At 45.0% G+C, this 26,051-nt stretch carries 22 protein-coding genes; 5 read left to right on the forward strand and 17 right to left on the reverse strand.

Annotated elements, in window-relative coordinates:
- Window positions 1–16: 16 nt before the first annotated feature.
- The 12 genes from JO154_RS23965 to tgt all read right to left on the reverse strand — a co-directional run bounded on the left by JO154_RS23965 (window position 17) and on the right by tgt (window position 17,110).
- Window positions 17–658 (reverse strand): O-methyltransferase, encoded by a 642-nt coding sequence (locus JO154_RS23965; RefSeq protein ID WP_291950830.1) that lies wholly within the window; start codon window positions 656–658, stop codon window positions 17–19.
- A gap of 143 nt (window positions 659–801) precedes the next feature.
- On the reverse strand, window positions 802–1,419 hold the full coding sequence (locus tag JO154_RS23970) for a TIGR00730 family Rossman fold protein (protein WP_291950833.1): 618 nt from the start codon (window positions 1,417–1,419) through the stop codon (window positions 802–804).
- A 516-nt stretch (window positions 1,420–1,935) separates the two neighbouring features.
- Window positions 1,936–3,075, reverse strand: a complete 1,140-nt coding sequence (locus JO154_RS23975) for a TIGR03364 family FAD-dependent oxidoreductase (RefSeq protein ID WP_291950838.1) — start codon at window positions 3,073–3,075, stop codon at window positions 1,936–1,938.
- 15 nt (window positions 3,076–3,090) lie between these two features.
- A complete protein-coding gene (locus tag JO154_RS23980; protein WP_291950841.1) occupies window positions 3,091–3,768 on the reverse strand; it encodes an HAD hydrolase-like protein in 678 nt (225 codons plus the stop codon).
- 112 nt (window positions 3,769–3,880) lie between these two features.
- Entirely contained in the window at window positions 3,881–4,486 is a 606-nt protein-coding gene (locus JO154_RS23985; RefSeq protein WP_291950843.1) for a hypothetical protein, read from the reverse strand.
- Between the two features lie 10 nt (window positions 4,487–4,496).
- Window positions 4,497–5,906: an FAD-linked oxidase C-terminal domain-containing protein gene (locus JO154_RS23990; protein WP_291950846.1), complete on the reverse strand. Its 1,410-nt coding sequence runs from the start codon at window positions 5,904–5,906 to the stop codon at window positions 4,497–4,499.
- A 29-nt stretch (window positions 5,907–5,935) separates the two neighbouring features.
- Window positions 5,936–6,958 carry a PorP/SprF family type IX secretion system membrane protein gene (locus JO154_RS23995; RefSeq protein ID WP_291950851.1) on the reverse strand — a complete coding sequence of 341 codons (1,023 nt, stop codon included), beginning with the start codon at window positions 6,956–6,958 and terminating at the stop codon, window positions 5,936–5,938.
- Window positions 6,959–6,965: 7 nt separating this feature from the next.
- A complete protein-coding gene (locus JO154_RS24000; protein ID WP_291950854.1) occupies window positions 6,966–10,631 on the reverse strand; it encodes a PKD domain-containing protein in 3,666 nt (1,221 codons plus the stop codon).
- Between the two features lie 168 nt (window positions 10,632–10,799).
- Window positions 10,800–12,911 carry an ATP-dependent DNA helicase RecG gene (gene recG, locus JO154_RS24005; protein WP_291951613.1) on the reverse strand — a complete coding sequence of 704 codons (2,112 nt, stop codon included), beginning with the start codon at window positions 12,909–12,911 and terminating at the stop codon, window positions 10,800–10,802.
- 95 nt (window positions 12,912–13,006) lie between these two features.
- A complete protein-coding gene (locus JO154_RS24010; protein WP_291950857.1) occupies window positions 13,007–14,332 on the reverse strand; it encodes a citrate (Si)-synthase, eukaryotic in 1,326 nt (441 codons plus the stop codon).
- Between the two features lie 508 nt (window positions 14,333–14,840).
- A complete protein-coding gene (locus tag JO154_RS24015; protein WP_291950860.1) occupies window positions 14,841–15,932 on the reverse strand; it encodes an LptF/LptG family permease in 1,092 nt (363 codons plus the stop codon).
- Window positions 15,933–15,979: 47 nt separating this feature from the next.
- Window positions 15,980–17,110, reverse strand: coding sequence for a tRNA guanosine(34) transglycosylase Tgt (gene tgt, locus JO154_RS24020; RefSeq protein ID WP_291950863.1), 1,131 nt, complete (start codon window positions 17,108–17,110; stop codon window positions 15,980–15,982).
- A gap of 130 nt (window positions 17,111–17,240) precedes the next feature.
- Between tgt and JO154_RS24025 the strand changes: the two genes are divergently transcribed.
- The 5 genes from JO154_RS24025 (at window position 17,241) to JO154_RS24045 (ending at window position 20,939) form a co-directional block, all read left to right on the forward strand.
- Entirely contained in the window at window positions 17,241–18,377 is a 1,137-nt protein-coding gene (locus JO154_RS24025) for a glycosyltransferase (RefSeq protein ID WP_291950866.1), read from the forward strand.
- Window positions 18,378–18,412: 35 nt separating this feature from the next.
- Complete coding sequence (gene rsmG, locus JO154_RS24030) at window positions 18,413–19,042, forward strand: 16S rRNA (guanine(527)-N(7))-methyltransferase RsmG (protein ID WP_291950869.1); 630 nt, start codon at window positions 18,413–18,415, stop codon at window positions 19,040–19,042.
- A 110-nt stretch (window positions 19,043–19,152) separates the two neighbouring features.
- A complete protein-coding gene (locus JO154_RS24035; protein WP_291950872.1) occupies window positions 19,153–19,710 on the forward strand; it encodes an RNA polymerase sigma factor in 558 nt (185 codons plus the stop codon).
- 18 nt (window positions 19,711–19,728) lie between these two features.
- Complete coding sequence (locus JO154_RS24040; protein WP_291950877.1) at window positions 19,729–20,160, forward strand: hypothetical protein; 432 nt, start codon at window positions 19,729–19,731, stop codon at window positions 20,158–20,160.
- A 212-nt stretch (window positions 20,161–20,372) separates the two neighbouring features.
- Window positions 20,373–20,939 (forward strand): DinB family protein, encoded by a 567-nt coding sequence (locus JO154_RS24045; protein WP_291950880.1) that lies wholly within the window; start codon window positions 20,373–20,375, stop codon window positions 20,937–20,939.
- Window positions 20,940–21,040: 101 nt separating this feature from the next.
- Here JO154_RS24045 and JO154_RS24050 read toward each other — a convergent pair whose 3' ends face one another.
- From JO154_RS24050 to JO154_RS24070, 5 genes are all read right to left on the reverse strand, one after another.
- Window positions 21,041–22,930, reverse strand: coding sequence for a M1 family metallopeptidase (locus tag JO154_RS24050; RefSeq protein WP_291950883.1), 1,890 nt, complete (start codon window positions 22,928–22,930; stop codon window positions 21,041–21,043).
- Between the two features lie 70 nt (window positions 22,931–23,000).
- Complete coding sequence (locus tag JO154_RS24055; RefSeq protein WP_291950886.1) at window positions 23,001–24,077, reverse strand: winged helix DNA-binding domain-containing protein; 1,077 nt, start codon at window positions 24,075–24,077, stop codon at window positions 23,001–23,003.
- A gap of 66 nt (window positions 24,078–24,143) precedes the next feature.
- Window positions 24,144–24,812 carry a 16S rRNA (cytidine(1402)-2'-O)-methyltransferase gene (gene rsmI, locus JO154_RS24060; RefSeq protein WP_291950889.1) on the reverse strand — a complete coding sequence of 223 codons (669 nt, stop codon included), beginning with the start codon at window positions 24,810–24,812 and terminating at the stop codon, window positions 24,144–24,146.
- A gap of 80 nt (window positions 24,813–24,892) precedes the next feature.
- The gene (gene purS, locus JO154_RS24065) at window positions 24,893–25,138 is read right to left on the reverse strand and encodes a phosphoribosylformylglycinamidine synthase subunit PurS (RefSeq protein WP_291950893.1); all 246 of its coding nucleotides are present in this window, start codon (window positions 25,136–25,138) and stop codon (window positions 24,893–24,895) included.
- A gap of 108 nt (window positions 25,139–25,246) precedes the next feature.
- Window positions 25,247–26,017, reverse strand: a complete 771-nt coding sequence (locus tag JO154_RS24070) for a CDP-alcohol phosphatidyltransferase family protein (RefSeq protein WP_291950896.1) — start codon at window positions 26,015–26,017, stop codon at window positions 25,247–25,249.
- Window positions 26,018–26,051 lie beyond the last annotated feature (34 nt).

Raw genomic sequence — 26,051 nt, forward strand, 5'->3', positions numbered from 1 at the left:
TTTTTCATAGCGGTGTTTACTTCTTCCGGATTAGCAACACGCCATCGCGGATCGTGAGTAACACCTGTTCTGCACGGTCGTCGGCCAGCACCTTCTCACAGAATTTCACCATTGCCCGGGCTTGGCTACCTTGCTGATCCGCAGGGAGCAGCACCTGGCCATGGTAAAGAACGTTATCTGCCAGAATGAAACCGCCTGGTCGTAGTTTTTCCCAAACCAGATCGTAGTAGTGTTCGTAACCTGCTTTATCTGCATCGATAAATACGAGATCAAACACTTCCTCCAGCGATGCCACCACGTCTGCGGCTTTGCCTATGTGCATTTTTATTTTATCTGCAGTACCAGTCATTTGCCAGTATTTCTGACAAAGCGCTTCCAGCTCCTCGTTGATATCCACCGTATGCAGTATGCCGCCAGGCTGCAAGCCTTGTGCCAGACATATTGCGGAATATCCAGTATAGGTTCCCAGCTCCAGCACACGCATAGGGCGAATCATATGGCTCACCATACTCAATAACTGCCCTTGCACCTGACCACTCAGCATATGCGGCAACTCCACTTTCAGATATGTTTCCCGATGCAACTTATACATTGCCTCATTTTCGGGGGTCGTGTATTTCTCTGAAAATTGCTCCACAGCTACTGGTATCAGCTCCATATATAAAATTTCTGCAAAGCTAAAGAAAACCCTTAAGCTTTGAACACCTGCCTTTTACAATGTGCATGATAAAAAGATAACGCCACAGTACCGCATTTTATGCGAAACTATGGCGTTGAAAACCTTTATCAGGCTTGATAATATTAGAAATTCGGCCGGAGTTTGTTTGTGGTGTAGAATACGCGGAAGTATTCCACTACTTCGTCTGCTGTATCAAACAGTTGTAATAATCCGAGGTCATCCGGACCGATGTTATGTTCTTTTTCCATCATGGTATTGCGAATCCAGTCTAGCAGCCCGCTCCAGTATTCCCGGCCTACCAGTACCATCGGTGTTTCTTCCATCTTTTTGGTCTGGATCAGGGTGGCTACTTCAAAAAATTCATCCATGGTACCAAATCCGCCAGGCATCATGACAAAGCCTTGCGAATATTTGGTAAACATTACTTTCCGAACAAAGAAATAATCGAAGTTCAGTCGCTTGTCGTTATCAATGAACGGATTCGGATACTGTTCGTGTGGCAGTGTAATATTTGCGCCTACGGATTTACCGCCGGCACGCTGTGCACCTTTGTTGGAAGCTTCCATTACCCCAGGACCACCACCAGTGATGATACCAAATCCTTCTTCCGAAAGTCGGAAGGCGATTTCCTCTGCCAGATCATAATAACGATTACCTGGTTTGGTACGGGCAGATCCAAATATAGAGATGCAAGGGCCTATTTTCGCGAGGGATTCAAAACCATCCACGAATTCCGCCATGATTTTGAAAATTTGCCAACTTGAATGAGCTCGAGTTTCCGTCCAATCTCTTTCCTTAAGGTTCTTTAATCTATCATTCATGCTTTAGTATTTATGCGTTGCCCAATTTAGGGAATTTTTTCACGCGAAGTCGCAAAGTTTGATACGCAAAGGCGCAAAGAGGAATTTACCGAAAATATTTCTTTGCGCCTTTGCGTTATTTTTCTTTGCGCCTCCGCGAGCAACAAAAAAAAGCAGGTAACTTAAAAGAAACCTGCTTTCCATTTAACACGTTATGAACGTGCAGCAAAGTTTTTTTACAATGCTGCAGAATCGTTTTACTAAAGCTGGTTTGGCGGTTGGATAAAAAAAATCCAGATTGTTCACAACGGTTAACCGGTGATTAATTTATCGCATATTTATGCAATAACCTAATTTAAGTTTTTCGTTTATACACTAAGTATAGAAATGATGAATGCCCCGCAGCGTGCAGGGAGCGCACACCGCAGGACATTTCATACTTGTAAATACAGACGATTATTGGTAAGTTCCTTTCACCACTTCTTCGGCCAGGCCAAAAGAAAGTGTCATACCCGCACCACCAAGGCCATTCACGATGGTAACATCTTTTTCTGGTGAGAATACCAGCTCCGTTTTACCGTTTTTCAGTTTCGGATAGATGCCGTGCCATTGCTCCTGAATAGTAAGATCTGGCGCCTGGAGGAAGGTGTGCATATATTTCAAGATGAGGTCATTGATGAATGCCTTATCGAATGGTTCGAAGTCAGGACCATACTCATGAGAATCCCCGATGGTCAGCTCTCCTGCTCCATTCTGGGATATCAGCAGGTGTATGCCCCATTTTACATATTCCGGCATTTCTTTTTCCACACGTTGTTTTACCGCTTCGAGGGTAGTACAACTGTTGAAAGACGCGTAATGCAGCAGGGTAAGGCCAGCACAGAGCGCAGGACCCAGTTGCCAGTTGCCCGGTTGTGGAATGGTACGCATCATTTGCAATTTGCACTTAGTGATATACGCTTGCGCAAACTCAGCAGGATAAAGCGTTTCGAAGTCGGCCCCACTACATACATACACTTGATCTACCTTCCATTTTTCATCTTTTGTTTCGATGTAAGGCATATTGATCGCATTCACAGCGGTACCAAAACGAAGGGTTACATTCATTTGTTCTCCGAGGTATTTCGCGATGCCAGCACTTGCCAGACGTGGGTTTACCGTCATTTCTGTCTTACTCCACATCGCACCCAGTAAACCTTCTGTTTTCACAGCTTGGGTATATTTTCCGATGTTGGCTGGGGTAATCAGTTCGCAATCATAACCATTTGCAGCAGCATTACCGGTGAATTCTTCCAGTACTGCCAGCTCGTCTTTTTCGTATACCAGGTGCAGTGATCCGGTAGGTTGGCATTGGATACCTGTAGCCGCAGCCACTTCCAGCCAAGTTTCCCTGCTGTGCATAGCCCTGTTATACATTTTACCAGCCGTCTGGCCGATAGGCCAAACTAAACCAAAGTTCCTGATGGATGCGCTGATAGCTTTACTGTTCCTTTCAAACAATACTACCTTTCTTCCCTGTTTAGCCAGTTTATATGCCATTGCTAGACCTACAATCCCGGCGCCGATTACGGCTACTTCCGCCTGTTGTTGTTGCATGAGAAGGTGAATATTTTAGATAATAGTGAGTAATTCGTCCAGTTTTGAAATCAGGTGGGTATGTGGACCTTTGGCCAGTTCCTCACGAGTGTAAGCGCCAGTGGTAACACCAGCAACTACGCTACAACCCGCGTTGGTACCCTCTTCCAGGTCGGAGGTGGTATCGCCGATTTTTGCAACAGCCGTAATAGTGCCGATTTCCAACTGCTCCATCAGACGGTAAATCATATAAGGATATGGACGTCCGTGCGGTACTTCATCGCTGGTAGCCACGGCATCAATCAATCCCTTTTCCTGCCAGCCAGTACGCTGTAGGATTACATTGGTGATATCTCTGCTAAAACCTGTATCCAGGGCTATTTTAATACCTTTCTGTTTCAAAGCGGCAAATACGGCGGAAACACCTTCTTTCTCGCGAACAGCAGGACTAGTAGCATAGTGAGCTTTCATTTTTTCCACGAAGATCTCATGGAGCGAATGGATAAACTGATCATCCGCATGGCGGGCATCCTGTTTTTCACGGAGCAGGTAACGGATTGCAAAGGGCTTTGCATATCCCATCACTTCATTTACTTCATCCAGTGTAACATCCACACCGGCAGTTTTTATCGCATGCTGCAATACCTGCGCAACATTCGACTCATCATGCAAGGTCGTTCCTGCAATATCAAAAACAGCTAACTGTATTCCCATCTGACTATGTATTAATTACACGACAAAGGTAATACACCAACTAAAATAAAGTTTAGCATTTATAAACAATTAACACAGGGTTAATCTGTTCATAAAAGACAGAGGTCCGGGCTTAGAAGCCCAGACCTACACCTGCTCTGTATATAAGACCATTATTATAAGGAGAACGGCTGTCTTGCAGCACATCGTAGAGGATAGAGAAGCTGATACCTACTCTGCCGCCTACACCCTGGGTATAACCGGCGCCCATGAGGAGACTGGGAACCACATAGTTGCTTTTGGTAGTACTAGGCTTATAATTCCCTGTAGGATCGTAGTAATAAGTGGTTTTCTGGGAGATAGCATTGTATTCTGGCTGCACATGCGCAAACAACTGTGGAATAGGGTATACACGGCCCCAAACGCCACCGCCTAAAACGGTATAAGATTCACGCCTTAATGTATTACCACCATAATCCCGGTAACGCATCTGTGCATACTGCGCATTGATGTTAATACCGGCTGCGAGATAGTTGTTGAAGCGGTAACCCACTAACGGAGAGATTTCCACACTGGTATAATCTCCGAAAACGGCTCCCAAAGCACCTCCCAAGATCAATTTGCTTGGATCAAATCCACTCTGAACGGGTGCTTTTCTAACAGTATCTGTTTTATAATACTGGGCATATGTCATTTGCATACCTGTCAGCAGCAACAAACTTAACAGCAGCTTCTTCATATATCTGTTTTTAGCAATCAAATATTTTACCTCTGTTGAGGATATTATTGGGATCAAATATCTGTTTTATTTGCTTCATAATGTTCATGGAAGTGCTGTCAAATACTATATCCATATAGTTTTTTTGTACCAGTCCAATACCATGCTCACCGGAGATAGTTCCCTTCAGTTGTTTCACCAGTTGAAAGATTTCTCGTATACCTTCCGTGAGGGTACCGTTCCATTGCTCTTCTGTGAGTTCACCACGAATGATGTTCACATGGAGGTTTCCATCACCGGCATGACCATAGCATACGGAATGGAAGCCATATTTACGACCGATATCTTTCACCCCTTTCAGCAGTACCGGCAGTTCTGCCCTTGGCACTACGGTATCTTCTTCTTTGTACACAGAATTCGCTTTCACTGCTTCGGCCACACGTCTGCGCAGCTTCCAAAGCTCATCTTTCTGAGTAGAATCTTCTGCAAACAAGATTTCTCCTATATCAAACCCTTCTACCACGCCGGCAATACCTTCCATTTCCTGCATTAGGACTTCAGGATAGTTGCCATCCACTTCAATCAACAGGTGGGCCTGGATATCATCAGGAATTTGAACGGTGCTGCTTTGTACGAACTGAGATACCCAATCCAGTGCATCTCTTTCCATAAATTCCATAGCACTCGGCGTATAGCCTGCGCGGAAAATGGCGCTCACCGCGGCACAGGCACTCTCCGCAGAACGGAAGGGTACCAACATCAGTAAATCATGCTTAGGCAGCGGAATCAGCTTCAGTACAATTTTAGTAACGATTCCCAGTGTTCCTTCACTACCTACTACCAGTTGTGTAAGGTTATATCCAGTCGCATTTTTCAATACATTGGCGCCTGTCCAGATCACTTCACCAGATGGAAGTACCATTTCGAGGTTAAGTACGTAATCCTTTACCACACCATATTTCACTGCTTTAGGACCGCCGGAATTTTCAGCGATATTCCCACCAATAAAGCAGGTACCACGACTACTTGGATCTGGCGGGTAAAACAACCCTTTTTCCTTTACAGCATTTTGCAGTACTTCTGTGATAACACCCGGTTCTGTGGTTACCTGCAGATTACGTTCATCTATATCCAGAATGTGATTGAATCTTTCCATGGAAATCAGCACACCGCCAAACTGGGCGAGCGCGCCACCGCTAAGGCCTGTACCGCCACCACGGGGAGTTACGGGCAGTAATTCACGCTGACAAAGCTGCATGATCTTACTTACCTGTTCTGTGGTTTCCGGCTTAACTACTACCTCTGGTAAATAATGCAAATCTTCTGTTTCGTCATGTGCATAGTGGCTCAGACTTTCTTCGTCCACTAGCACGTTTTTATCGCCTAATATTTCGCGCAATGCCGCTACATGCGCGGCGGTTACTTTATTCAATGTGGTCATGTAACAAAAGTAATCAATAAGCAGAAGAATTAAAATGAAGGACAGAAGGTGGAGCGGATCGCATCTGAAAACGATCTGTTCTTGTACATGCCGGTATAGATAATACCTATCTCATACGCCCCTCTGCTGCTATTGGCGGCGGCCAACTGGGAAGTGGTCACATCATAGCTGAACATCAGTTTAATATTACTTAACTGATAGCCTACCAAGAAGATAGCAGCATCGTTTCCACGATAGTATAATCCGCCATAAGCTTGCTGGGTGCCATCACCAGAAACATTATAGGCCGCATTTAAACCTATAGCAAGCTCGTGCGTATTTGATTGCTGCGTGAAGTACGCGCCAGGATTAAGGATCACCTTATCGCTCATTTTAAAGCTACCATTCAGGAAGCCGATATATCTGCGGGGCACTTTATTATCGGTATTATAAAACGTTTCCCTCGGCGTATTCACATGCTGTACAGAGAAACCGGCATTAAAATAAATATTATCAGTAGGGAAATAGGCATAATTCATACCTACCTGTAAGTCGAAATAATTGGTACTGGAAGAGTTGATAGGCTCCGCTGTGGGAACCCTGGCATCAAAGAATTTTCCATTCCACTGATCGCCAAATACTAGTTTGGTGATATCTACTCTTTTATTGGCGGTTCCAGCATTGAATCCCAGGGAAAGTAGGCTGCTATTGCCTAATAACTGATGATAGGCAATAGATCCATAGGCTTTTGTTGACGAGAGATTGCCAGCTCCCGCCACATCACGGAGCACCACAGCGCCTAGGCCCAGCCATCCGTAGTTAAGACGGTCCCGGAATACTTGCCAATCGCCAAATGCGGACATGGTTTTATATGGAACAGGGATAGAAGTCCACTGATCTCTATAATTGACACCCAGGCGGTAGTTACCGTCGGGAATGAATCCTGTGTTAGCCGGATTGGTGGTCAATGGAGAGTTGAAGAACTGCGAAAAATGCAGGTCCTGCGCATATCCGTGAAGACCGGCGATCAACAGCAGGACTACACCTGCGGTAATTTTAACTAGCTGCTTCATGTGTCATCTATCTTAACAAGGTTACACTTCCCTGACGACTACCTTTGGTTCCGTCGTTAAATTCAATACTTACAACATATGCATATGCGTCCATAGGCATAGGTTCTCCTTTGAACTTACCATCCCAGCCCATACGATAGTCATTGGTCTCAAATACCAGTTGTCCCCAACGACTGAAAATCTTCAGGTTAAATTTGGATACACCGAATGCTTTCACATAAAAGACATCATTGTTACCATCTCCATTTGGTGAAAACGCGTTAGGCACGTCGAATAACGGCACCACAATAGCGCTCACGTTCTCACATACAGTAGAGTCACACCCTTCCGGATTAAATGCAGTCAAGCACACCAAGAATGTTCCTGTCGTATTATACTGGTGAACTGGTTGTGCCTGCGATGTAGAATCTCCATCTCCAAAATTCCAGTGATAAGAAGTAGCATTCAAACTTAAATTTCTGAATTGAACAGGGGTATTTTCAACCGGTTTCACCGGTGTAAAATCGAATTTAGGTTGTGGTAGCGGTGCTACCAATACCGTCCGCATGACGCTGTCTATCAGGTTACAGGTGGTACTATCCTTTACTACCAATTTGATGTTAATCAATCCAGGCGTGAGGAAAGTATGCTGCGGAGAAGCATCCGTAGATGGATGTGTAGGATCGTCGGAGAATGTCCATACGAAACTTTGTCCACCCATAGAGGTATTGTTAATCACCAGCGTAGTACCCACGCAAACAGTATCAGGCATTACAAACTGTGCCTTCACGTTGACGGCTACACGTAATGCAATACTTTCTGTTTGTGGTGCATTACAATAGTTGGTATCAATCAGTGTCAGTTTTACGTTGTAAAGGCCTGGCGCCGGATACACATGTGAATATGGGAATGTAGGCGGATTTTGTAATACATAAATCGGCGGGCCGTCTCCATAATCGAAGATAAAGGAGCTATCGCGGAATCCTCCGATTGGCGTTGAGTTATTGAGGAATTCATACTTCAAAGCCTCGCATGGCGGAAGTCTTTTAGGCTGTAAGTCCAGGATAGCTTTGTTGGTACCTGCTTTAATATCAATATAAGCGGTATCAGCGCCATTACAGGTAGTCGGGTCTGTCTTAATCAATCTTACGCGATAAATACCCACCGCTGTAAATGCATGTTTCACTGTATCCAACGCAGTACCCACTACTTCCGCTGATCCATCTCCGAAATTCCAGCGATAAGTAGACGTATTCACATATACCTGTGTGGTATCCAGGAAAGTAACAGGGTCAGGAATACAATAATTATTTTTTCTTTCCAGCGTTTTGATACCCGCTTTTACCCCATCCAAATTAAAGGCGATTTTCAGCGCACCAAAATTACAGGAAGGCGGTGGTGTACTGCTGTAGGCGCCAGGTGTTGTTGGATAGCGCGGTTTAGCACTACCGGTATTACACCATGCACAGATACCCTGGTAAATCACACCATTTCTATCGAAGCGACTGGTACCACCATCTACGTGTTCATACAAACCTGCACCACCGAAGTAACTTCCGAAAAGTATATCTGTTACATCTTTCTGCAATACGATGAAGTAAAAATCCATACCGTCTGTAATGGCCTGCAATGGATTTTTCAGTGGCAATCCACCTGTACCAGAATTCGGATATCCTTCAGCAGGATTAATACCACCACCCCAGCCAGATACATATACGTTTTCGCATCTATCAACAAGGAATGCAGTAGGGGAGATGGAAGGCAATTTTGATATAGAACGACTCTTACCAAATGTAGTAGAGTAAACGATATCGGATAAATCCGGTTGCAGTTTCATGATAAACTGCGCCGCATTCTGATTATAAAATGTGGCAGTTCCTGCGGGTTGTTTAATAGGCCATACCCCTTCTGTAGTACCGGTCACATATATGAAGCCTTTGGTATCCATTTGAATACCATAGATCTGATCAGCTTGACCATCTGTAGACCCTACATAAGTGCTTTGAATGATCGCGCTACCATCACTTTTAATATGCGCGATAAAGCCATCGCAAACCCCACCAGTATAAGTGCCTTTATAGGAAGCGCCGCTCGTACCAGGGAAGTCTGTACTTGCTGTTCCACCCGCTACATACAATGATTGCAAGTCATTCAACGCAATTACAAAACCGGCGTCTTCTTTAGTACCGCCCAGGAAGCTTGCCCAAACGATATCCTGACAGAGTGGGTTAATTTTCATCACCACTCCATCCTGTGCACCCGCAAAAGTGCTCTGGAATACGCCACCAGTAACAGGGAAATTAGTAGAACGGGTACAACTTGCCACATAGATATATCCAGCGTTATCCACCACTACTTCACTACGGGCATCGTCTCCGTAATTTCTCAATAAGGTAGAAGCGCCACCGGCACGCTGATCGCGGATATTCACCCCATCATCAGAGGAACCACCAATTACAAGCGATCCCACCATTTTATCGCCACCAGCGGAAAGCATGCTCACTGCGATATCCCAGCCACCGCGACTCCCAATCACTTTTGTAAAGGGATAATTGCCAGACTTAGTTCTGCCGGAAATTACCAACTCTTTATTTTTATTGACGAAGAGACTATGCGGTTGTTCCATATCGTTACCACCGATGAAAGTACAATACACCAAACCGGTTCCGTTGGGTGTGAATTTCTGTATCCCGATGTCGATATTTCCCATGTAACCGCCTTGGAAAGCGCCAGGAGTCACTGGATAGGCTTGTCCGAAAACGATACCGCCACCGTAGAAGTAACCATCGCTGTCGTAAGTAGCAGTAAAGCCCCAGTTATCAGCGCGGGAACCGGATACAGTAGAGAACACATAAGTAGGATCGATAATCAGCGGAAACGCATTGTTGTAACTGCCGATTTTAAATCCTAATTTATTACCATTCAGTTTGTAGCTAACCTTAACGGATACACGCTCACCGTTAACATACTGATATGCATAAGGTAATTGTTCCACTACATCACCTACGGTCGTATGCACAATCAGTTGTCCTTTCTTGATTTCCAGGGAAGAAGTACCGGTGTATTCCAACTGTATTTGATCTGGATTAGCCCCGGGATTCACGATCATGTCGTACTTCAATGTAGAAGCTTCGGAGTACACATGCGCATCAATACCCGTATAAATTTCGTGGTAATTAACGCCTTGATAAGAGAACACATGGGAAGCCCATTTACTTTGATCGTCGCCGATGAAGTAGTTATTATAGTATTCCTGTTTCTTTTCAGGTTCTATGGTAGCGTTAGGATTACTGTTGAGGAAATTCACCGTATAGGCATGACCGTGAATTTCAGGCATCTTATCTGGAGCAGCTTCTTTCCTGGTGACGCCTGCTATTTGTTGGCCATTGATATAGGCCCTACTTTGTACCCAAACGGTATCGCCTGTATGCGAGTGGCCGTGAATGTATTCGTACATTTTTTCCATATCCTTTGGATCAAGGATACTGAACGTAAAGCCAGTTTTACGCAGGAATACCGCACCGGCATCCAGATCGGTTTTATAGAGGACATCGGGGTTCCACTGTCCTTTATTCTCCGCGAATGTAAGCGGGGAATAGTTTTTATAATTAGCGGTTTGCTGCGCTCCTGCATTAGCAGTGAACAGCATAAGGATAATCATTCCAACAAATCCGATCGGGAGGGTAAATTTCAACGGGATAAGCATTTTAAATTATCTGAAAAATCTAATATACTATTATAAACGCACAAGCCAACCTAATTGTTACGGTGTCATACACAATAACTTACACACTTTTAAGGGTTATCTTGGTTACTGATACTGAAAATTTAGACGGCGATATATAATAAACGTTAAAACCGGTCAGGAAATTTTGCTCCAAACAGATTTACTTCTCTGGGAAGCAAGAAAATCGCGGAGTCCCTGGTTTTCAGGGAGTACAAGATCCATATCTTTTTCCAACAGTTTTTCTGCACTCACACGTGCGGCATCCAGGATAGGTTTATCGGCGAGGATATCGGCTAGTTTGAAATCCAGCACACCGCTCTGGCGGGTACCTTCAATATCTCCGGGGCCACGGAGTTCCATATCTTTTTCTGAAATGATAAAGCCATTATTCGTTTGTACCATCACGTTAATACGCTCTTTGGAATCCTTGCTGACCTTGTTGCCGGTCATGAGTATACAGAACGACTGTTCAGCTCCCCTACCCACGCGTCCGCGCAACTGGTGCAACTGCGAGAGTCCGAATCTCTCGGTACTCTCAATCACCATCACAGAAGCATTCGGCACATTCACGCCTACTTCGATAACGGTAGTGGCCACCATGATCTGCGTATCGCCAGCAACGAAGCGCTGCATATTGGTTTCCCGCATTTCCTGCGGCTGACGACCATGTACCATGCTGATATAATACTGCGGTTCCGGGAAGAAGGCTTTTACTTCTTCATACCCTTTCATCAGGTTTTCGTAATCCATCTTCTCAGAATCTTCGATCAGCGGGTATACGATATAAGCCTGTCGGCCTTTTTTCACTTCTTGCCGGATGAAGTCCATCACCGATGGGCGTTGGAATTCTGTGCGATGCACAGTGGTAATCGGCTTTCTACCTGGCGGCATTTCATCGATGACAGAAACATCAAGGTCCCCGTAGACGGTCATGGCCAAGGTTCTTGGTATAGGCGTGGCCGTCATAACGAGTACATGCGGAGGGATATTATTTTTTTCCCACAGTCGTGCCCGTTGGGCCACTCCAAAGCGATGTTGCTCATCGATAATAGCCATACCTAGGTTTTGGAAATCGACTTCTTTTTCCAACAGGGCATGCGTGCCTACCAGCAGGTGAATACTGCCATCTTTTACACCGGCGAGGATTTGTTTTCTTGCTTTTCCTTTGATGCTACCAGTTAGCAGTGCCACATTTACGGGCATATCCGCCAGTAGTTCGGAGAGTCCTTTAAAATGTTGCTGGGAAAGAATTTCCGTAGGCGCCATCAGGCAGGCCTGGAAACCGTTATCAATGGCCAGCAGGGCGGTCAGGAGGGCCACCATGGTTTTACCGCTGCCCACATCTCCTTGCAGGAGGCGGTTCATCTGTCGGCCATGCATCGTATCCTGACGGATTTCCTTCAGTACGCGTTTTTGGGCGCCGGTAAGTTCGAAGGGCAGATGATGATTATAGAAATTATTGAACTGTTCGCCTACAGCACCAAAAGTGTAGCCCTGTGAGGCTTTTTGTCTTTTGATTTTTAGTCGGCAGATACGGATCTGCGCGATGAACAGTTCTTCAAATTTTAGTCGGCGTTGTGCTTGTTTTGCCTCTTCCTCATTACCTGGCAGATGTATTTTGAAAAAGGCCATGGAACGGGGCATCAAGCGGTATTGTTGCAGGATTTCCAGGGGAATATTTTCCCGGATTTCCAGCGGTGATAATTGTTGCAGGAGGTTTTGTGTCAATTTTCCTATAGCCTTTGCCGTTAGTCCTCTTGCCTTCAATTTTTCGGTAGTGTAGTAAACCGGTTCCAGGAATTGTTTACCTGTAGCAGTTTCTTCTGTTACCAGGTCCATTTCCGGATGCGCGATTTGTATATTGCTGTTAAAGGTAGACACGCGTCCGTAGACCAGATAGGTTACATTTTGCTGCAATGATTTCTGCATCCACTGCCATCCTTGGAACCACACCAATTCAATGATGCCGGTTTCATCGCGGAAGGTGGCCACGAGGCGTTTACCTCTGTTCTCGCCTACTACTTCCATATGCATAATACGACCACGAATTTGCACGAAATCTTCATATCCGCTAACGGCGGAAATCTTGTCGATCTTCGTTTTATCAACATACCTGAATGGGAAATATTGGATGAGGTCTCCGAAGGTGTGGATACTGAGTTCTTTACGCAACAGTTCACCCTTTTGCGGGCCAACACCTTTCAGGTATTCGATCGGATTGGATAATATGGCAGTAAATGTGGAAATAGGTTAATTCTTTTTTCGATTCACAAAAATAAAAAAGGCAAGTGGTAAAAATTCACCACCTGCCTTTTTCTATAAAAAACAATTATAACACTCGGTTATTCGGCAGATGCTTCTACCTTACCTTCTACGAAGAGCTTCATCCACTCTGTAGTTACAGATTTCGGTCTTTCGATAGACAGACCGAGAGCACGATCCCAGCAGAGAGACGCTAATACGCCCAGTGCACGGGATACGCCGAACAATACGGTGTAGAATTCATATTCCACCATGCCATAATGTACCAGCAGCGCGCCAGAGTGAGCATCTACGTTAGGCCAAGGATTTTTCACTTTACCCAGTTCTTGCAGAATTGGAGGTACAGTTTCATATACCATCCATACGATTCTTACCAGTTCATCGTTTGGCAGGTGGTTTTTAGCAAATTCCATCTGCGCAGAGAAACGAGGATCTGTTTTACGCAGTACTGCGTGACCATAGCCTGGTACTACTTTACCTTCAGCCAGGGTTTTGCGTACATATGCAGCGATTTCTTCTTTGGTTGGCATACCACCACCCAGTTCTTCGCGCATGTTCAGGATCCATTTGATTACTTCCTGGTTAGCCAATCCGTGCAGCGGACCAGCCAGACCGTTCATACCTGCTGCGAATGACAGGTAAGCATCGCTCAGTGCGGAACCTACCAGGTGAGTAGTGTGTGCACTTACGTTACCACCTTCGTGATCCGCGTGAATTACCATGTAGAGGCGCATCAGTTCACGGAAGCCTTCGTCTGAGTAACCCAGCATATGCGCAAAGTTACCAGCCCAGTCCAGCATACCGTTTGGCTGAATATGATCACCACCTTTATATTTACGACGGTAGATATAAGCAGCAATACGTGGCAGACGTGCAATGAGGTTCATAGTATCCTCATATACATAGCTCCAGTAGTCTTTTTTATTGATACCTTCAGCGTAAGCTTTAGCGAATAAAGATTCTGTCTGCAGTGCCATGATACCAACGGTAAACATGGTCATAGGGTGAGTAGAAATAGGTAAAGCTTCAATGGCGTCAAACACATGGTTTGGAACATGTGAACGACGTCCCCACACAGCGGATAAGTTCTGTACATCTTCTTCCGTAGGTAATTCTCCAATCAGCATCAGGTAAAACAAACCTTCTGGCAGTGGCTCCTGGCCTCCTGGCGCTTTAGGTAATGCCTCTCTCAACTCAGGAATGGAATATCCGCGAAAACGAATACCCTCATTCGCGTCCAGCAGGGAAGTTTCGGTTACCAGGCCGGTAATACCGCGCATGCCCTGGTAAACCTGTGCTAGTGTAACGTCTCCTACTTTGGTGGTGCCGTGATTCTTCAACAGGTCTTTTACTTCAGCGTTCAGTTCATCCGCTTTAACCTTGAATTTTTCTTTTATGTACCCCATTTTACTGCTATTGTTTATATAATGAAAAACAAAATCGATCAATTGTCAAAAGTAATGATTTGTTAACGAAGTTACCACCCTTACACGATTATTAATGCCAAATTAACAACAAAATCATGTGCGATCCGGCCACTTGAAAATCAATTATTTCTCCCTACAATTATCTAGCTATCAATATAGTATATTTTAAAATAATTAAAAATTCATATCTGATGAAAGAATTATAAATTTTTTCAGAATGAATTGAAAATATTGAAAGAAGATGCCTTGATTTTTGCGATTTTTAAAACGATTTTGATAAAAAAAGCGGAAGGTGACGTCTGCGACGTCACCTTCCGCTTTTTATTTTTTTCGTTGTCCCTGCCCCGCTGGGCAGGGACAACAGACAAGAAAGTTTTGAGGTATTGACCCAAAAGTAAAAATAGGCTTTGGGTCAGCCCTCTTTTTTATTTTTCCTCGTCTCTGCCTAATGGGCAGGGACAACATGTAGGAAAGTTAAAAAGCAAAATCACTTAGGCGCTCTTCTATACAAGTAGAAGGCAAGTCCAGCGAAGATTACATTGGGTATCCATACGGCCACCATTGGATTCAGATCCGCTTTAGTGGAGAATACAGTGGCAAACTGCAAGGCGATAATATAACTAGCAGAGATAACAATCCCCACAGCCAGGTGGAGCCCGCTCCCACCACGCACTTTCTTGGCGGCAATAATCCCTCCAATCAGCGTTAGTACTACCACGGCTGCAGCAGCGGCTGTACGCCTGTAATACTCTACCCAGTAAGTGTTCAGCCCCTCAGCGCCACGAATCGCCTCTCGATGAATATATCGTCTGAGATCCGGTGTGGTAAGGGCTTCTTGCATATTCTTTTCATCCACCAGGTCTTTTGGTACCAGGGGAATTTTTATAGCGGTATCCTGTAAACTTCTCCAGCTTTCATGCAAACCATCCATGGTACGAATGGTTACATAGTCCAGTCGCCATTTTTGAGTCGTAGAATCCCAGGAAACACGATCCGCCTTCATACGGTAATTGATTACCTGCCCATGTACTTTCTGCAATATAAAAGTGGAACCATTGGCATAATTTGGATCGTATGTACCGAAAGTAACGTAGGTGAAACTGTCGATACGGGTACTTCGTTCAAATTGCGTATTCTGGTTATCGTGACTGTGCAGGTATTTATTTTCAAAGGAGGTACGAATGCGGTTGGCATTGGGTACCACCCAATAGTTGGCCAGCCAGAGGATACCACCGAAAAGGAAAGCCCCCACCCAGTAAGGACGAAGGAAACGGCGGAAACTCACGCCAGCACTCAATATGGCGATGATCTCCGAACGATAGGCCATCTTCGAGGTAAAAAAGATTACCGACAAAAAGATGAACAACGGGAATAACAATGCCAGGATATGCGGAATAAAGCCGAAGTAATAATCCACTACAATCTGCCGTAAGGTCAGATGATTCTTCATAAAATCATCCACTTTCTCCGTAATGTCGATCACCACGGAGATCAGGAGGAAGATCGCCAGTGAATAAATAAAGGTACCTATCAGCTTACGTAATATATACCAATCTACTTTTGTCAGAAATTTCGGCATGAACCCAAAGATATTAGTTTATTGGATTATTTGTTGATTTGCTGGTATTATAAACGCGTTTTCAACTGACTGATCATCTTCGGTTTCCAGGTGCTGAATGTGCCTGCCAAGATCTGCCGACGGGCTTCTTTCACCAGGTCCAGGTAAAACGCCAGGTTATGGATACTGGCAAGTGTCATGCCCAAAATCTCTCCTGCTATAAACAAGTGACGCAGGTAAGCCCTGGAATAACCGTTGGTAGCAAAGCACTCACTGTTGGCATCTATCGGAGTGAAATCATCCGCCCATTTTTTATTACGAATGTTGATAACCCCATTCCAAGTAAAGAGCATACCATTGCGGCCATTTCTGGTTGGCATCACACAGTCAAACATATCTACACCCAATGATATATTTTCTAGGATATTCCATGGCGTACCTACGCCCATGAGATATCTTGGCTTATCTGAAGGCAGAATATCACATACGAGTTCACACATCTCATACATATCTTCTTCTGGCTCTCCTACGCTCAATCCGCCAATAGCATTACCAGCCGCTCCTCGGGAGGCAATGTACTCAGCAGATGCTTTACGGAGGTCCTTGAAGGTGGAACCCTGTACGATAGGGAACAGCGTTTGTTCGTGACCGTATGCTGGCATGGTGTCCGCCAGGCGTTGTATACATCTGTCCAGCCAACGATGGGTCAGGTCCATCGACTTCCGAGCATAACGGTACTCGGACGGATACGGCGGACACTCGTCGAACGCCATAATAATATCCGCACCAATGGTACGCTGGATGTCCATTACATTTTCCGGTGTGAACAAATGACGGGAACCGTCGATATGTGACTGGAACACGCAGCCTTCTTCCTTGATTTTACGGTTGGCTGCCAGGGAAAATACCTGGTATCCACCGCTATCAGTCAGAATAGGTCTGTCCCATCCGTTAAATTTATGTAAACCACCGGCTTTAGAAAGTACTTCTAATCCCGGACGCAGGTACAGGTGGTAAGTATTCCCCAGAATAATCTGGGCCTGTACCGCCTCTTTCAACTGTTCTTGGGTAACCGCCTTTACACTGCCAACGGTACCCACCGGCATGAATATAGGCGTTTCGATTTCCCCATGGGCAGTGGTGATTTTCCCTGCCCTGGCCTTACTGCCATTATCTGTAGTTATCAGTTCAAAATTCACGAGATTTCCATTTCAGCGTGCAAAGATACCGAAATGCAAATCTATTTGCGAATAAGTAAAAACAGATAGTACCTTCGCCCATAATTTATCTTTTTACAGATATTAAAAATATTATATTTTTGCGTCCATTATGCTTGACCACCTAGGTGAAATTGCCTTATACTCCTTTGCTACCATTGCTGGTATCCAGATATGTTATTATCTGTTCATTTTCTCACGGCTGGCTTTCTACCGTAAGAAATTTGACCCGGATCAGTCGCCGGAACAGAAATTCTCTGTCATCATCTGCGCCAAGGATGAGGAGCTGAATTTGCAGCGTAACCTCCCAGGCGTATTGCAACAACGTTATCATGATCACCTGAAGCCTGAATATGAGGTGATTGTAGTTAACGATAACTCCGAAGACGAAAGCCGGTATTACCTGCAATCCATCGAACCAGGTTATCCACATTACCGCACCATCGAAATCAAACAACCTGCGAAATTCATCCCTGGAAAGAAATTTCCACTGTCTATGGGACTTCGCGGCGCGATCTACGATAATATTCTCCTCACCGACGCTGATTGTAAACCAGGAAGTACCTACTGGCTGTCTTTGATGAGTCAGGGCTTTACGGACGAAAAGGAAATTGTACTGGGCTATGGCGCTTATCATAAGAAGCCAGGATTCCTGAATAAAGTGATTCGTTACGAAACCTTCTTCAGTGCCATGCAATTCCTGTCGTTTGCTATGAGCGGTATGGCTTATATGGGCGTAGGACGTAACCTGGCTTATAAAAAGGAGCTCTTTTACCGTCATAAAGGTTTTACCAGTCATCAGCATTTGGCTGGTGGAGACGACGACTTATTCGTAAACACAGCCGCTACACGCAAAAATGTGTCGGTAGTAATCGATAAAAAAGCATTTACTTATTCCGAGCCTAAAAATAGCTGGAGTAGCTGGTTCCGCCAGAAAACTAGGCATATGACCACTGGCAAGCACTATCGGTTCGGGCATAAGTTTGTATTAGGGCTCTTCTCCCTGACACATTTCCTCTACTACCCTGCCTTTATCCTGGCGTTATTTTTCCCGCCACCAATCCTGTGGTATGTACTGGGAATATTCGGTTTCAAGATGTTGGTGCAGTCTGTCATCACCTGGTCTGCTATGCGCAAACTGGATGAGAAAGACCTGTTCGTCTACAGTTGGTTCATGGATATTTTCATGTTATTTTACTATCTCATCTTTACACCAGCCCTGATGGTGAAGTCTAAAAACCGCTGGTAAGCTTGTTCCTCACCGAATAAGTTTACTTTTGCAGGATGGATATTATTTTAAAGTATTTCAGCGACTTCACGCCGGCCCAGTTGGCTCAATTTGAAGCGTTAAAGGGATTATACAGCGAATGGAATGAGAAAATTAATGTTATTTCTAGGAAAGACATTGATCAGCTCTACGAAAAGCATGTTTTACATTCATTAAGTATTGCTGCCATTGCGGATTTCGCACCAGGCACCCAGATTATTGACTTGGGCACTGGTGGTGGATTTCCCGGTATTCCACTGGCCATTTTCTTCCCTGAAGTACAGTTCCATCTAGTAGACTCCATTGGCAAAAAGATCAAGGTAGTGGAAGGAGTGGCCGAGTCTCTCGGACTTAAAAACGTTACTGCTGCTCATTCCCGCATAGAAGATATTAAGAACCGTAAGTTCGACATCGTGGTATCCCGTGCAGTGGCTCCTTTGGGAGATCTCTGGCGTTGGAGCAAACACCTGATGAAAAAATCCACTGTACCTGGAAAGCAATTTGAAAAAGGATTGATCTGCCTGAAAGGTGGAGATCTGGCCCAGGAAATCTCAGAAAGTGGTCTGAAACCAAGACTCATCGACATCTACGACATCTTCCCCGAAGAGAGTTTCAAGGAAAAATACATTGTGATGGCCAAGTTCTAAGCTGCATTTGGGGAGGCATTGTTGTATTTTTTCTGTAATAGTTAAAATATCCGCAATAGTAGTTCGTCTTCAATAGTAAGATGAAACAGTTGCTCCTATCAAATACAGTTATGGCCCAAGAGCAAAATGAGCGTATTCAGGAGGCGGTTAAACAGGAGAGCAGGCGCCTGCTCCACTATATCCGTCAGCGGGTGAGCAATGTGTCAGACGCAGAGGATATTTTGCAGGATGTACTGTACCAGTTTACAGAATATCTGCGACTGGGCAGCCAGGTAGATTCCATCACTGGATGGTTGTTTGCCGTTGCCCGGAACAGGATCACAGATTGGTTCAGGAAAAAGAAAGAAACACCATTTGCTGAATATACCAGGGAAATAGAAGGTGAAGAAGTCCTTTTCCTCCCTGAAATCATCGCAGATTCCGCTATGGATGCGGATACGCCAATGATGCAGAGAATCATTTCCGAAGCCATTACCGCCGCCATTGAAGACCTCCCTACTGATCAGAAACAGGTATTTATCAGTCATGAAATCCTGGGAAAATCATTTAAGGAGATGAGTGCCGAAACGGGCGTCAGCGTCAACACATTGCTTTCGCGCAAACGCTATGCTGTACTGTTTTTGAGAGAAAGACTGAAAGAACTGTATCATGAAATTCTCAACAACTGATTAAACTTACTATTAGATATGGGACGCTTCAGTAAAAAATCCGCCGGAAAAATATTCTTGATGATCTGCTGTGGTATTGCATTTGTAGCAGTAGTCATCTTCCTAACCATGATCCTCTGGAACTGGTTAATACCCGAAATATTCCATGGTCCTACCATCACCTACTGGCAAGCCTTCGGATTGCTGTTGCTGGGCAAACTGCTGTTTGGCTGGCACAATAATGGCAAAGGTTTTAAACGCAGCGGCGGTGGCGACTGGAAAGAGCGCATCAAAAACAAAATGGCTCATCTTAGTCCTGAGGAACAGGAACACCTCCGTGAAAAGTTCCGCAACCGCTGTGGTGGCTCCGAACACTTCGAACGTCATTTCGGGAAATTCTGGAACGACAGCGATGAGAAAAAGCCTGGTCCTGATGAAAATGCAGGGAATGCTACATCGCCATCTGTTTAATTATTACAATTATCAGAAATAATTAAGAAATTTTTCATCCATTGCCGTTATTCATCCATATCTGACCGAAAAACCTAACATATTTATTTAATAAATATGTTGGCTGGTTGGGAAAACTGGCGTAACTTCAGACAGTATGCAATAGGCGGGATATTCTCCACTAAAGGCGCCAGGCTTTGTGTTATTTTTCGCACCCTTTAAAATGAATTCCTATGTACCTGAATCAGCATGAGATTCGATCTCTGTTAAGCAAAAGTTTCGACAATATGGTCGACTATGTAAACACGCTGTCAGATCATCGGTTTACAGCATCTCCTTACGGCAAATGGTCGGCCGGCCAACAACTGGACCACCTCATCAAATCCGTAAGGCCCGTTAGCAGCGCTATGGGATTTCCTAAATTTACACTCAGATATTTTGGCGTCAGCCAGCAACCTTCTAGATCATATGATCTAGTGGTATCACAATATCTGGAAAAGCTGAATAGCGGCGCTACTGCCACTGTTCCCTACCAACCTGGCGTGATCTATAACGCACAACGGCCAGTACTGATTCAGGGCTTCCTTGCCCAGAAATTTAAACTGGATGATAAAATCAGGAATTGGACGGAAAGTGACCTGGATAGATACAGGTTACCTCATCCAATTTTAGGGAAGATCACCGTCCGGGAAATGCTGTATTTCACGGCGTATCACAACCAGCATCACTTGGAAAAATTAATCCACCAGGAACAAAATGCACACACATGGGAAAACCAGCTACAGCAACTGATTTTCTGATATGATAACGCACGCTTAGTAAAAGTAAAATGTATTAAAAAAGCGAAATTGACGCAGATGTCAATTTCGCTTTTTTATTTTTTCAGGTAGAGAGTTATAGCTTATTTCGCTACCGCTTTGTTATTGCTTCTGTCAATATCCGCCAGACGCTGACTAGGATCAATTTCCACTGCTTGGATATCGCTCAGTGGTAGATTTACTTCCACTTCATAAGTTGGATGTGTCCAGAACCATGGAGCGGCTACCACGCGTTTGATCGCAGGATTTTCATTTGGTTTCTCACCAAACATGATAGACAATGGAATATAATACATCGTCTGATTGCCTTTCTTATCTGTTACCATCAGATCAATTGGCATCGGGAATTCGCCGATTCTACGCAGGCGTACCACTGTTTTGTTACCATTCTCTGTAACGCCATCAATACCGTAGTCGATATGCTTAGTAGAATTGATCAGGTATTGTTTGTACCAATCCAGTTGAATACCGCTTTCTTTTTCCATCACGCGCACAAAATCATTCGCATTAGGATGTTTGAAACGCCATTCGTTATAGTAGCGAATCAAGCCACTGTCACGGATTTCAGCACCAATTACATAACCCAACTGTTCTAAGAATACTGCTCCTTTGCGATAAGCATTGTTGCTATAACCGTAGTTGGTATTGTAATGATCGGAATGTGTAGTAGCAGGTTCTTCGAAGGCGCTCTTAGCCAGGCGGAAATAACCTTTGTAAGTATCTTCCAGCGGCCATTTGCCTTTCAGAGAATCCGTTGTATTGTAGATGGTATTTTCTTCTGCGAAAGTGGTGAAACCTTCATCCATCCAAGGATACAGGCTTTCGTTAGTAGCCAGCATGCCCTGGTACCAACTGTGCATCCATTCGTGCATTGCTACACCGTATAAACCAGACTGTGTACCGTTGCCCATGATCAGCGTAGCCATTGGATATTCCATACCGCCGTCTCCACCTTGGATAAAGGAATACTGCTTGTATGGGTAAGCGCCATAGTGCTTTTTAATATAGGCGTAAGCGTTAGGAATGGATTTAGCCAGTGCAGGCCAGGTTTTACGGGTAGTGTCATTTTCAATATAGAAGAAATGGGCGGTGAAGCCATCTACCTGTTGGGTGATATGTTTGTAATCTGGATCAGCCGCCCATACGAAATCGTGCACGTTAGGGGCCACAAAATGCCAGGTCAGTTTATTGCCAGCAGGGCGTTTTACTTTAATACCTGGGGCCTCGTAACCATAGCCGATTTCATTTGGATTTTGCAGATAACCGGTAGCGGCAATCACATATTTTTTATCCATATTGATGGTCACCTCATAATCTCCCCACACGCCGTAGAATTCACGGGCGATGTATGGAGTTGGATGCCAGCCTTCGTAATCGTATTCCGCCATTTTAGGATACCACTGCGCCATGGAGTAATCCACACCTTCGGAATTATTGCGGCCACTGCGGCGGATTTGCACAGGCACTTGTGCTTCAAACTCCATATCGAATACCGCTTTGGAGTTAGGCATAATTGGATGATCCAAATCTACTTCCAGGATGGTTTCCACTGTTTTGAAGCTTTGTGGTTTACCATCTCTTTTCAGAGAAATTACTTTCTGGTAGCCAATTTCGTCTGGTTTCAATTTAGATATACGGTCGCGCACGCGGTTGTCCCAGTCGTACACATTATTACCGTTTTTATCTTTTCCGATCACGATTTTACCCAGTTCACGACTGCGCACATCCATCATACTGTTTGGCTGAAATGCGTTCCAGTACAGGTGGTAGAAGACTTTCTTCAGTGTATCGGGGGAATTGTTATAGTATTCCAAATGTTGTTTACCGCTGAATTTATTCGCTGGTGCATCAACATCTACGTTCATGGTGTATTTCACTCTCTGCTGCCAGCGGTCAGACTGCGCATTTAGTTGTAACCAACTGCCTGCCAAAAGAGTCATGGCCAGACAGCCTCCGATAACCGGGTGCTTCATTCTGTTAGATTTTGTTCAAACTGCGAAAATAAACAATTACCGATAAGGTGTTGCTATGTTGGATGAACGGTTACAGAAAAGCCATCTTTTTAACGGGGAGTTCCATAAAATCGGCATAGTGTTGAACTGCCGCTTCAAATTCTTCTTTTCGGGATTTTTTCAGGCTAATAAAGGGTTCAAAGGAAATTTCAAGACCATCTTTGGCAATAGTTCTTTTCCACAGGCCACATATCTGGCCTTCGTTTAGCATCACTGGGTGGAAGATTCCGTTGATCGTCATCACTTTATGCCCATGTTCTTTGGCAATCATGGGTAAACGATCTTTATACGCCACATTGATTTCATCAAAAGCGGGTAGTAACAGGGCATTAGGCACCCCTGTTTTAGCCGCCAGGAGGTCTTTTCCGCACCAGTAAGTATTTCCGGCAATGGTTAGCTGATCCAGTCGGGGTTTGGCTGCTTCCAGGCCGATGAGTCCTTCTTTCTGGGTGATGCCCGCATAAGTAGTAAAGTCCGCTATCGTAGCGGGTCCGTGGCTGGTAAAATAGCGTTCCGCCAGTAATTCCAGGGCTTTCTCCTTGCTATAAGCAGGTTGTGGAGGGCACCATTCATCCAGCAGGGTGAAGGTAAATTGTTTGCCATTCATGGGGCCATGGCAGATGATTCCTTCCAGGGATGCCCTAAAAAGGCCATAGCGCATGTATTCCGGGCCGATATGATGTGTTTGCAGGAGTGATTCCACTTCGCTGCGCATGAGCCGTTTTCCGCCTTGGAGGGCCTCTCTCAGTAGTTTAAAAACGTGGGGGTATATAGTAGCGTCTACGCCAAGGGCTTTCTCCGTAGCTTTCAGACGCATTTCCAGTCGGTCTTTTACCAGTTCGATCATCCAGCGTATATCCGCTGGCGTTACCAGTTGCAAGGTGCCGCGGAAGATCCAGGTACGAATGATTTCTCCTTTATTGACGGCCTTTTCCACCTGTTTGAGAGTAGTATTTGGCAGACGTGCGCCCACCGCGTATTTACTAGCAGGGAAGTCCTGCGCTTGGAGGGCGCCCATATAGGAAACTAACGCCTGTGGCGTTTTGCAGGTATGTTTAGAAACTTGCTGGGCATGTAAGCGAAGCCTTGCAATATCAGATATCAGCATAATTGCATATTTGAATAACAAAGCAACAATAGGGAGATGACAGCCCTATGTCAGGAGTGGGAAAAATTATTCTGCGCCTTGCACCACCACCACAATTTCGCCTTTGACGCCCTTTTCACGGAAGTAATCGGCTACTTCCTGGAGGGTACCGCGTTTGTTTTCTTCGAACATTTTAGTGAGTTCGCGGCTAACGCAACACTGGCGGTCTGCTCCAAAGTATTGGATCAGATCATCGAGGGTACGTACCAATCGCATAGGCGACTCATAGAAAACAATGGCTCTTTCTTCGGTGGCGAGTTGTGTAAAGAGGGTATGGCGGCCTTTTTTGAGGGGCAGGAAGCCTTCAAAAATAAAGCGGTTCATGGGGATACCGCTATTGACCAGCGCAGGAACAAAGGCAGTAGCGCCGGGCAGGCATTCTACCGAAACGCCCTGGCGGATACATTCCCTTACCAGCAAGAATCCAGGGTCAGAAACACCGGGAGTACCTGCATCTGTCAGTAAAGCCATGACTTTACCGGCCTGGAGTTGTTCTACCAGGTGCTGGGCTACTTTATGTTCATTATGCTGATGATAAGGGGTAATCGGCTTATGGATATTATAGTGCTTGAGTAGCACGCTGGAAGTACGAGTGTCTTCCGCTAGGATGAGCTCGGCATCTTCCAATACCTTTACAGCCCTGTAAGTGATATCGGCCAGATTGCCGATAGGGGAAGGAACGATATATAACTTCATTGAAAGGACGAATTACGAATCAGGAATTACGGATTCATGCAAAATGCTCCGCAAATCCGTAATTCGTAATTCGAAATTATTTATTGAATGTGTACTTCAAAGTATTCCATTACCTGGTTAGCCAACAGTTTCTGACAAGCAGTTTCAGCGATCTGCTGTGCTTCTTCTTTGCTGTTAGCTTCGATTTGCAGGGTTATGTGTTTGCCTATGCGTACATCGTGAACCTGGTTCATACCGAGGTTTTTCAGGCCACCCATTACCGCTTTCCCTTGAGGGTCCAATAATTCTTTCAGTGGCATCACATTGATATGTGCAGTAAAAGTCATTGTGCTTTAAATTTTGCCGCAAACCTACATTAAAAATTACGAATAATAAACTCGTACTTGCAGATTTGCAGCAGGTTATTGATGATTGATGTGCTCCTGCCGGGCATTTTAGGCTTTCTCAGCCTTCATTGGCGGGAACAACAACGATAAAATTACATAGCAGATAAATACAAAAGGAACCGCAGCGAATTTCAGGAACGGTATGCTCACCAGGGTCAGCACCACCAGTAAGAGGCGGGTCCAGTTGTCTTTCAGTGTTTTATGCTTCACTTTCAGGCTGATCATCGGGATTTCCGCCACCATCAAATAACAGAGCGCGAAAATAACCCCATACAGTACCCAAATATTCTGGAACCAATGGCCCAGGTTATAAGGATTATACAGTACGATCAGCGGGAAAGAGGCCACCAGCAGTCCTACAGCCGGGGTAGGCACTCCGATAAAGTTTTCGGACTGACGGGTATCGATGTTGAACTTTGCCAGGCGATAAGCCGCAAAACAAGGCACCAGCAGGGCCGGAGCCAGGTTGAACAAGGATACGTCGAATACATCCGGTTGTTGGAAATAGGCGCTGCGCAGCAGGCGATACAGCATCATACCGGGTACTACCCCGAATGTTACTACATCGGCGAGGGAGTCCAACTCCTTGCCCATTGGAGATTGTACACGGAGCAGGCGTGCTGCCAAACCGTCAAAAAAGTCGAAAATAGCGGCCAGTACGACCAGCCCAGAAGCCCAGTATATAGGTTCTGGTGTGATAATCGTGTATTCTGTACCGTTAAATTCAGTCCTGAATTCGGGCGCATGGAGTATACAGATAATGGCCAGGGCGCCGCAAAAAAGGTTACATAGGGTAATGATATTGGGAATCTGTCGCATTCGAATATTTATGTTGACGAAAATAGCCCCCCAC

Source organism: Chitinophaga sp., assembly GCF_019236475.1.
GTDB lineage: Bacteria > Bacteroidota > Bacteroidia > Chitinophagales > Chitinophagaceae > Chitinophaga.

Excerpts from the sequence above, each read along its gene's own strand:
- JO154_RS24015 (WP_291950860.1), bottom strand. The coding sequence starts at position 15,932 with ATGCCGAAATTTCTGACAAAAGTAGATTGGTATATATTACGTAAGCTG.
- JO154_RS23995 (WP_291950851.1), bottom strand. The coding sequence starts at position 6,958 with ATGAAGCAGCTAGTTAAAATTACCGCAGGTGTAGTCCTGCTGTTGATC.
- JO154_RS24010 (WP_291950857.1), bottom strand. The coding sequence starts at position 14,332 with ATGGGGTACATAAAAGAAAAATTCAAGGTTAAAGCGGATGAACTGAAC.
- rsmI (WP_291950889.1), bottom strand. The coding sequence starts at position 24,812 with ATGAAGTTATATATCGTTCCTTCCCCTATCGGCAATCTGGCCGATATC.
- JO154_RS24040 (WP_291950877.1), top strand. The coding sequence starts at position 19,729 with ATGGGACGCTTCAGTAAAAAATCCGCCGGAAAAATATTCTTGATGATC.
- JO154_RS23970 (WP_291950833.1), bottom strand. The coding sequence starts at position 1,419 with ATGGCGGAATTCGTGGATGGTTTTGAATCCCTCGCGAAAATAGGCCCT.
- JO154_RS23965 (WP_291950830.1), bottom strand. The coding sequence starts at position 658 with ATGGAGCTGATACCAGTAGCTGTGGAGCAATTTTCAGAGAAATACACG.
- JO154_RS24045 (WP_291950880.1), top strand. The coding sequence starts at position 20,373 with ATGTACCTGAATCAGCATGAGATTCGATCTCTGTTAAGCAAAAGTTTC.
- JO154_RS23975 (WP_291950838.1), bottom strand. The coding sequence starts at position 3,075 with ATGCAACAACAACAGGCGGAAGTAGCCGTAATCGGCGCCGGGATTGTA.
- JO154_RS24025 (WP_291950866.1), top strand. The coding sequence starts at position 17,241 with ATGCTTGACCACCTAGGTGAAATTGCCTTATACTCCTTTGCTACCATT.
- JO154_RS23985 (WP_291950843.1), bottom strand. The coding sequence starts at position 4,486 with ATGAAGAAGCTGCTGTTAAGTTTGTTGCTGCTGACAGGTATGCAAATG.
- purS (WP_291950893.1), bottom strand. The coding sequence starts at position 25,138 with ATGACTTTTACTGCACATATCAATGTGATGCCACTGAAAGAATTATTG.
- rsmG (WP_291950869.1), top strand. The coding sequence starts at position 18,413 with ATGGATATTATTTTAAAGTATTTCAGCGACTTCACGCCGGCCCAGTTG.
- JO154_RS24055 (WP_291950886.1), bottom strand. The coding sequence starts at position 24,077 with ATGCTGATATCTGATATTGCAAGGCTTCGCTTACATGCCCAGCAAGTT.
- JO154_RS24050 (WP_291950883.1), bottom strand. The coding sequence starts at position 22,930 with ATGAAGCACCCGGTTATCGGAGGCTGTCTGGCCATGACTCTTTTGGCA.
- JO154_RS23990 (WP_291950846.1), bottom strand. The coding sequence starts at position 5,906 with ATGACCACATTGAATAAAGTAACCGCCGCGCATGTAGCGGCATTGCGC.
- JO154_RS24070 (WP_291950896.1), bottom strand. The coding sequence starts at position 26,017 with ATGCGACAGATTCCCAATATCATTACCCTATGTAACCTTTTTTGCGGC.
- JO154_RS24035 (WP_291950872.1), top strand. The coding sequence starts at position 19,153 with ATGGCCCAAGAGCAAAATGAGCGTATTCAGGAGGCGGTTAAACAGGAG.
- JO154_RS23980 (WP_291950841.1), bottom strand. The coding sequence starts at position 3,768 with ATGGGAATACAGTTAGCTGTTTTTGATATTGCAGGAACGACCTTGCAT.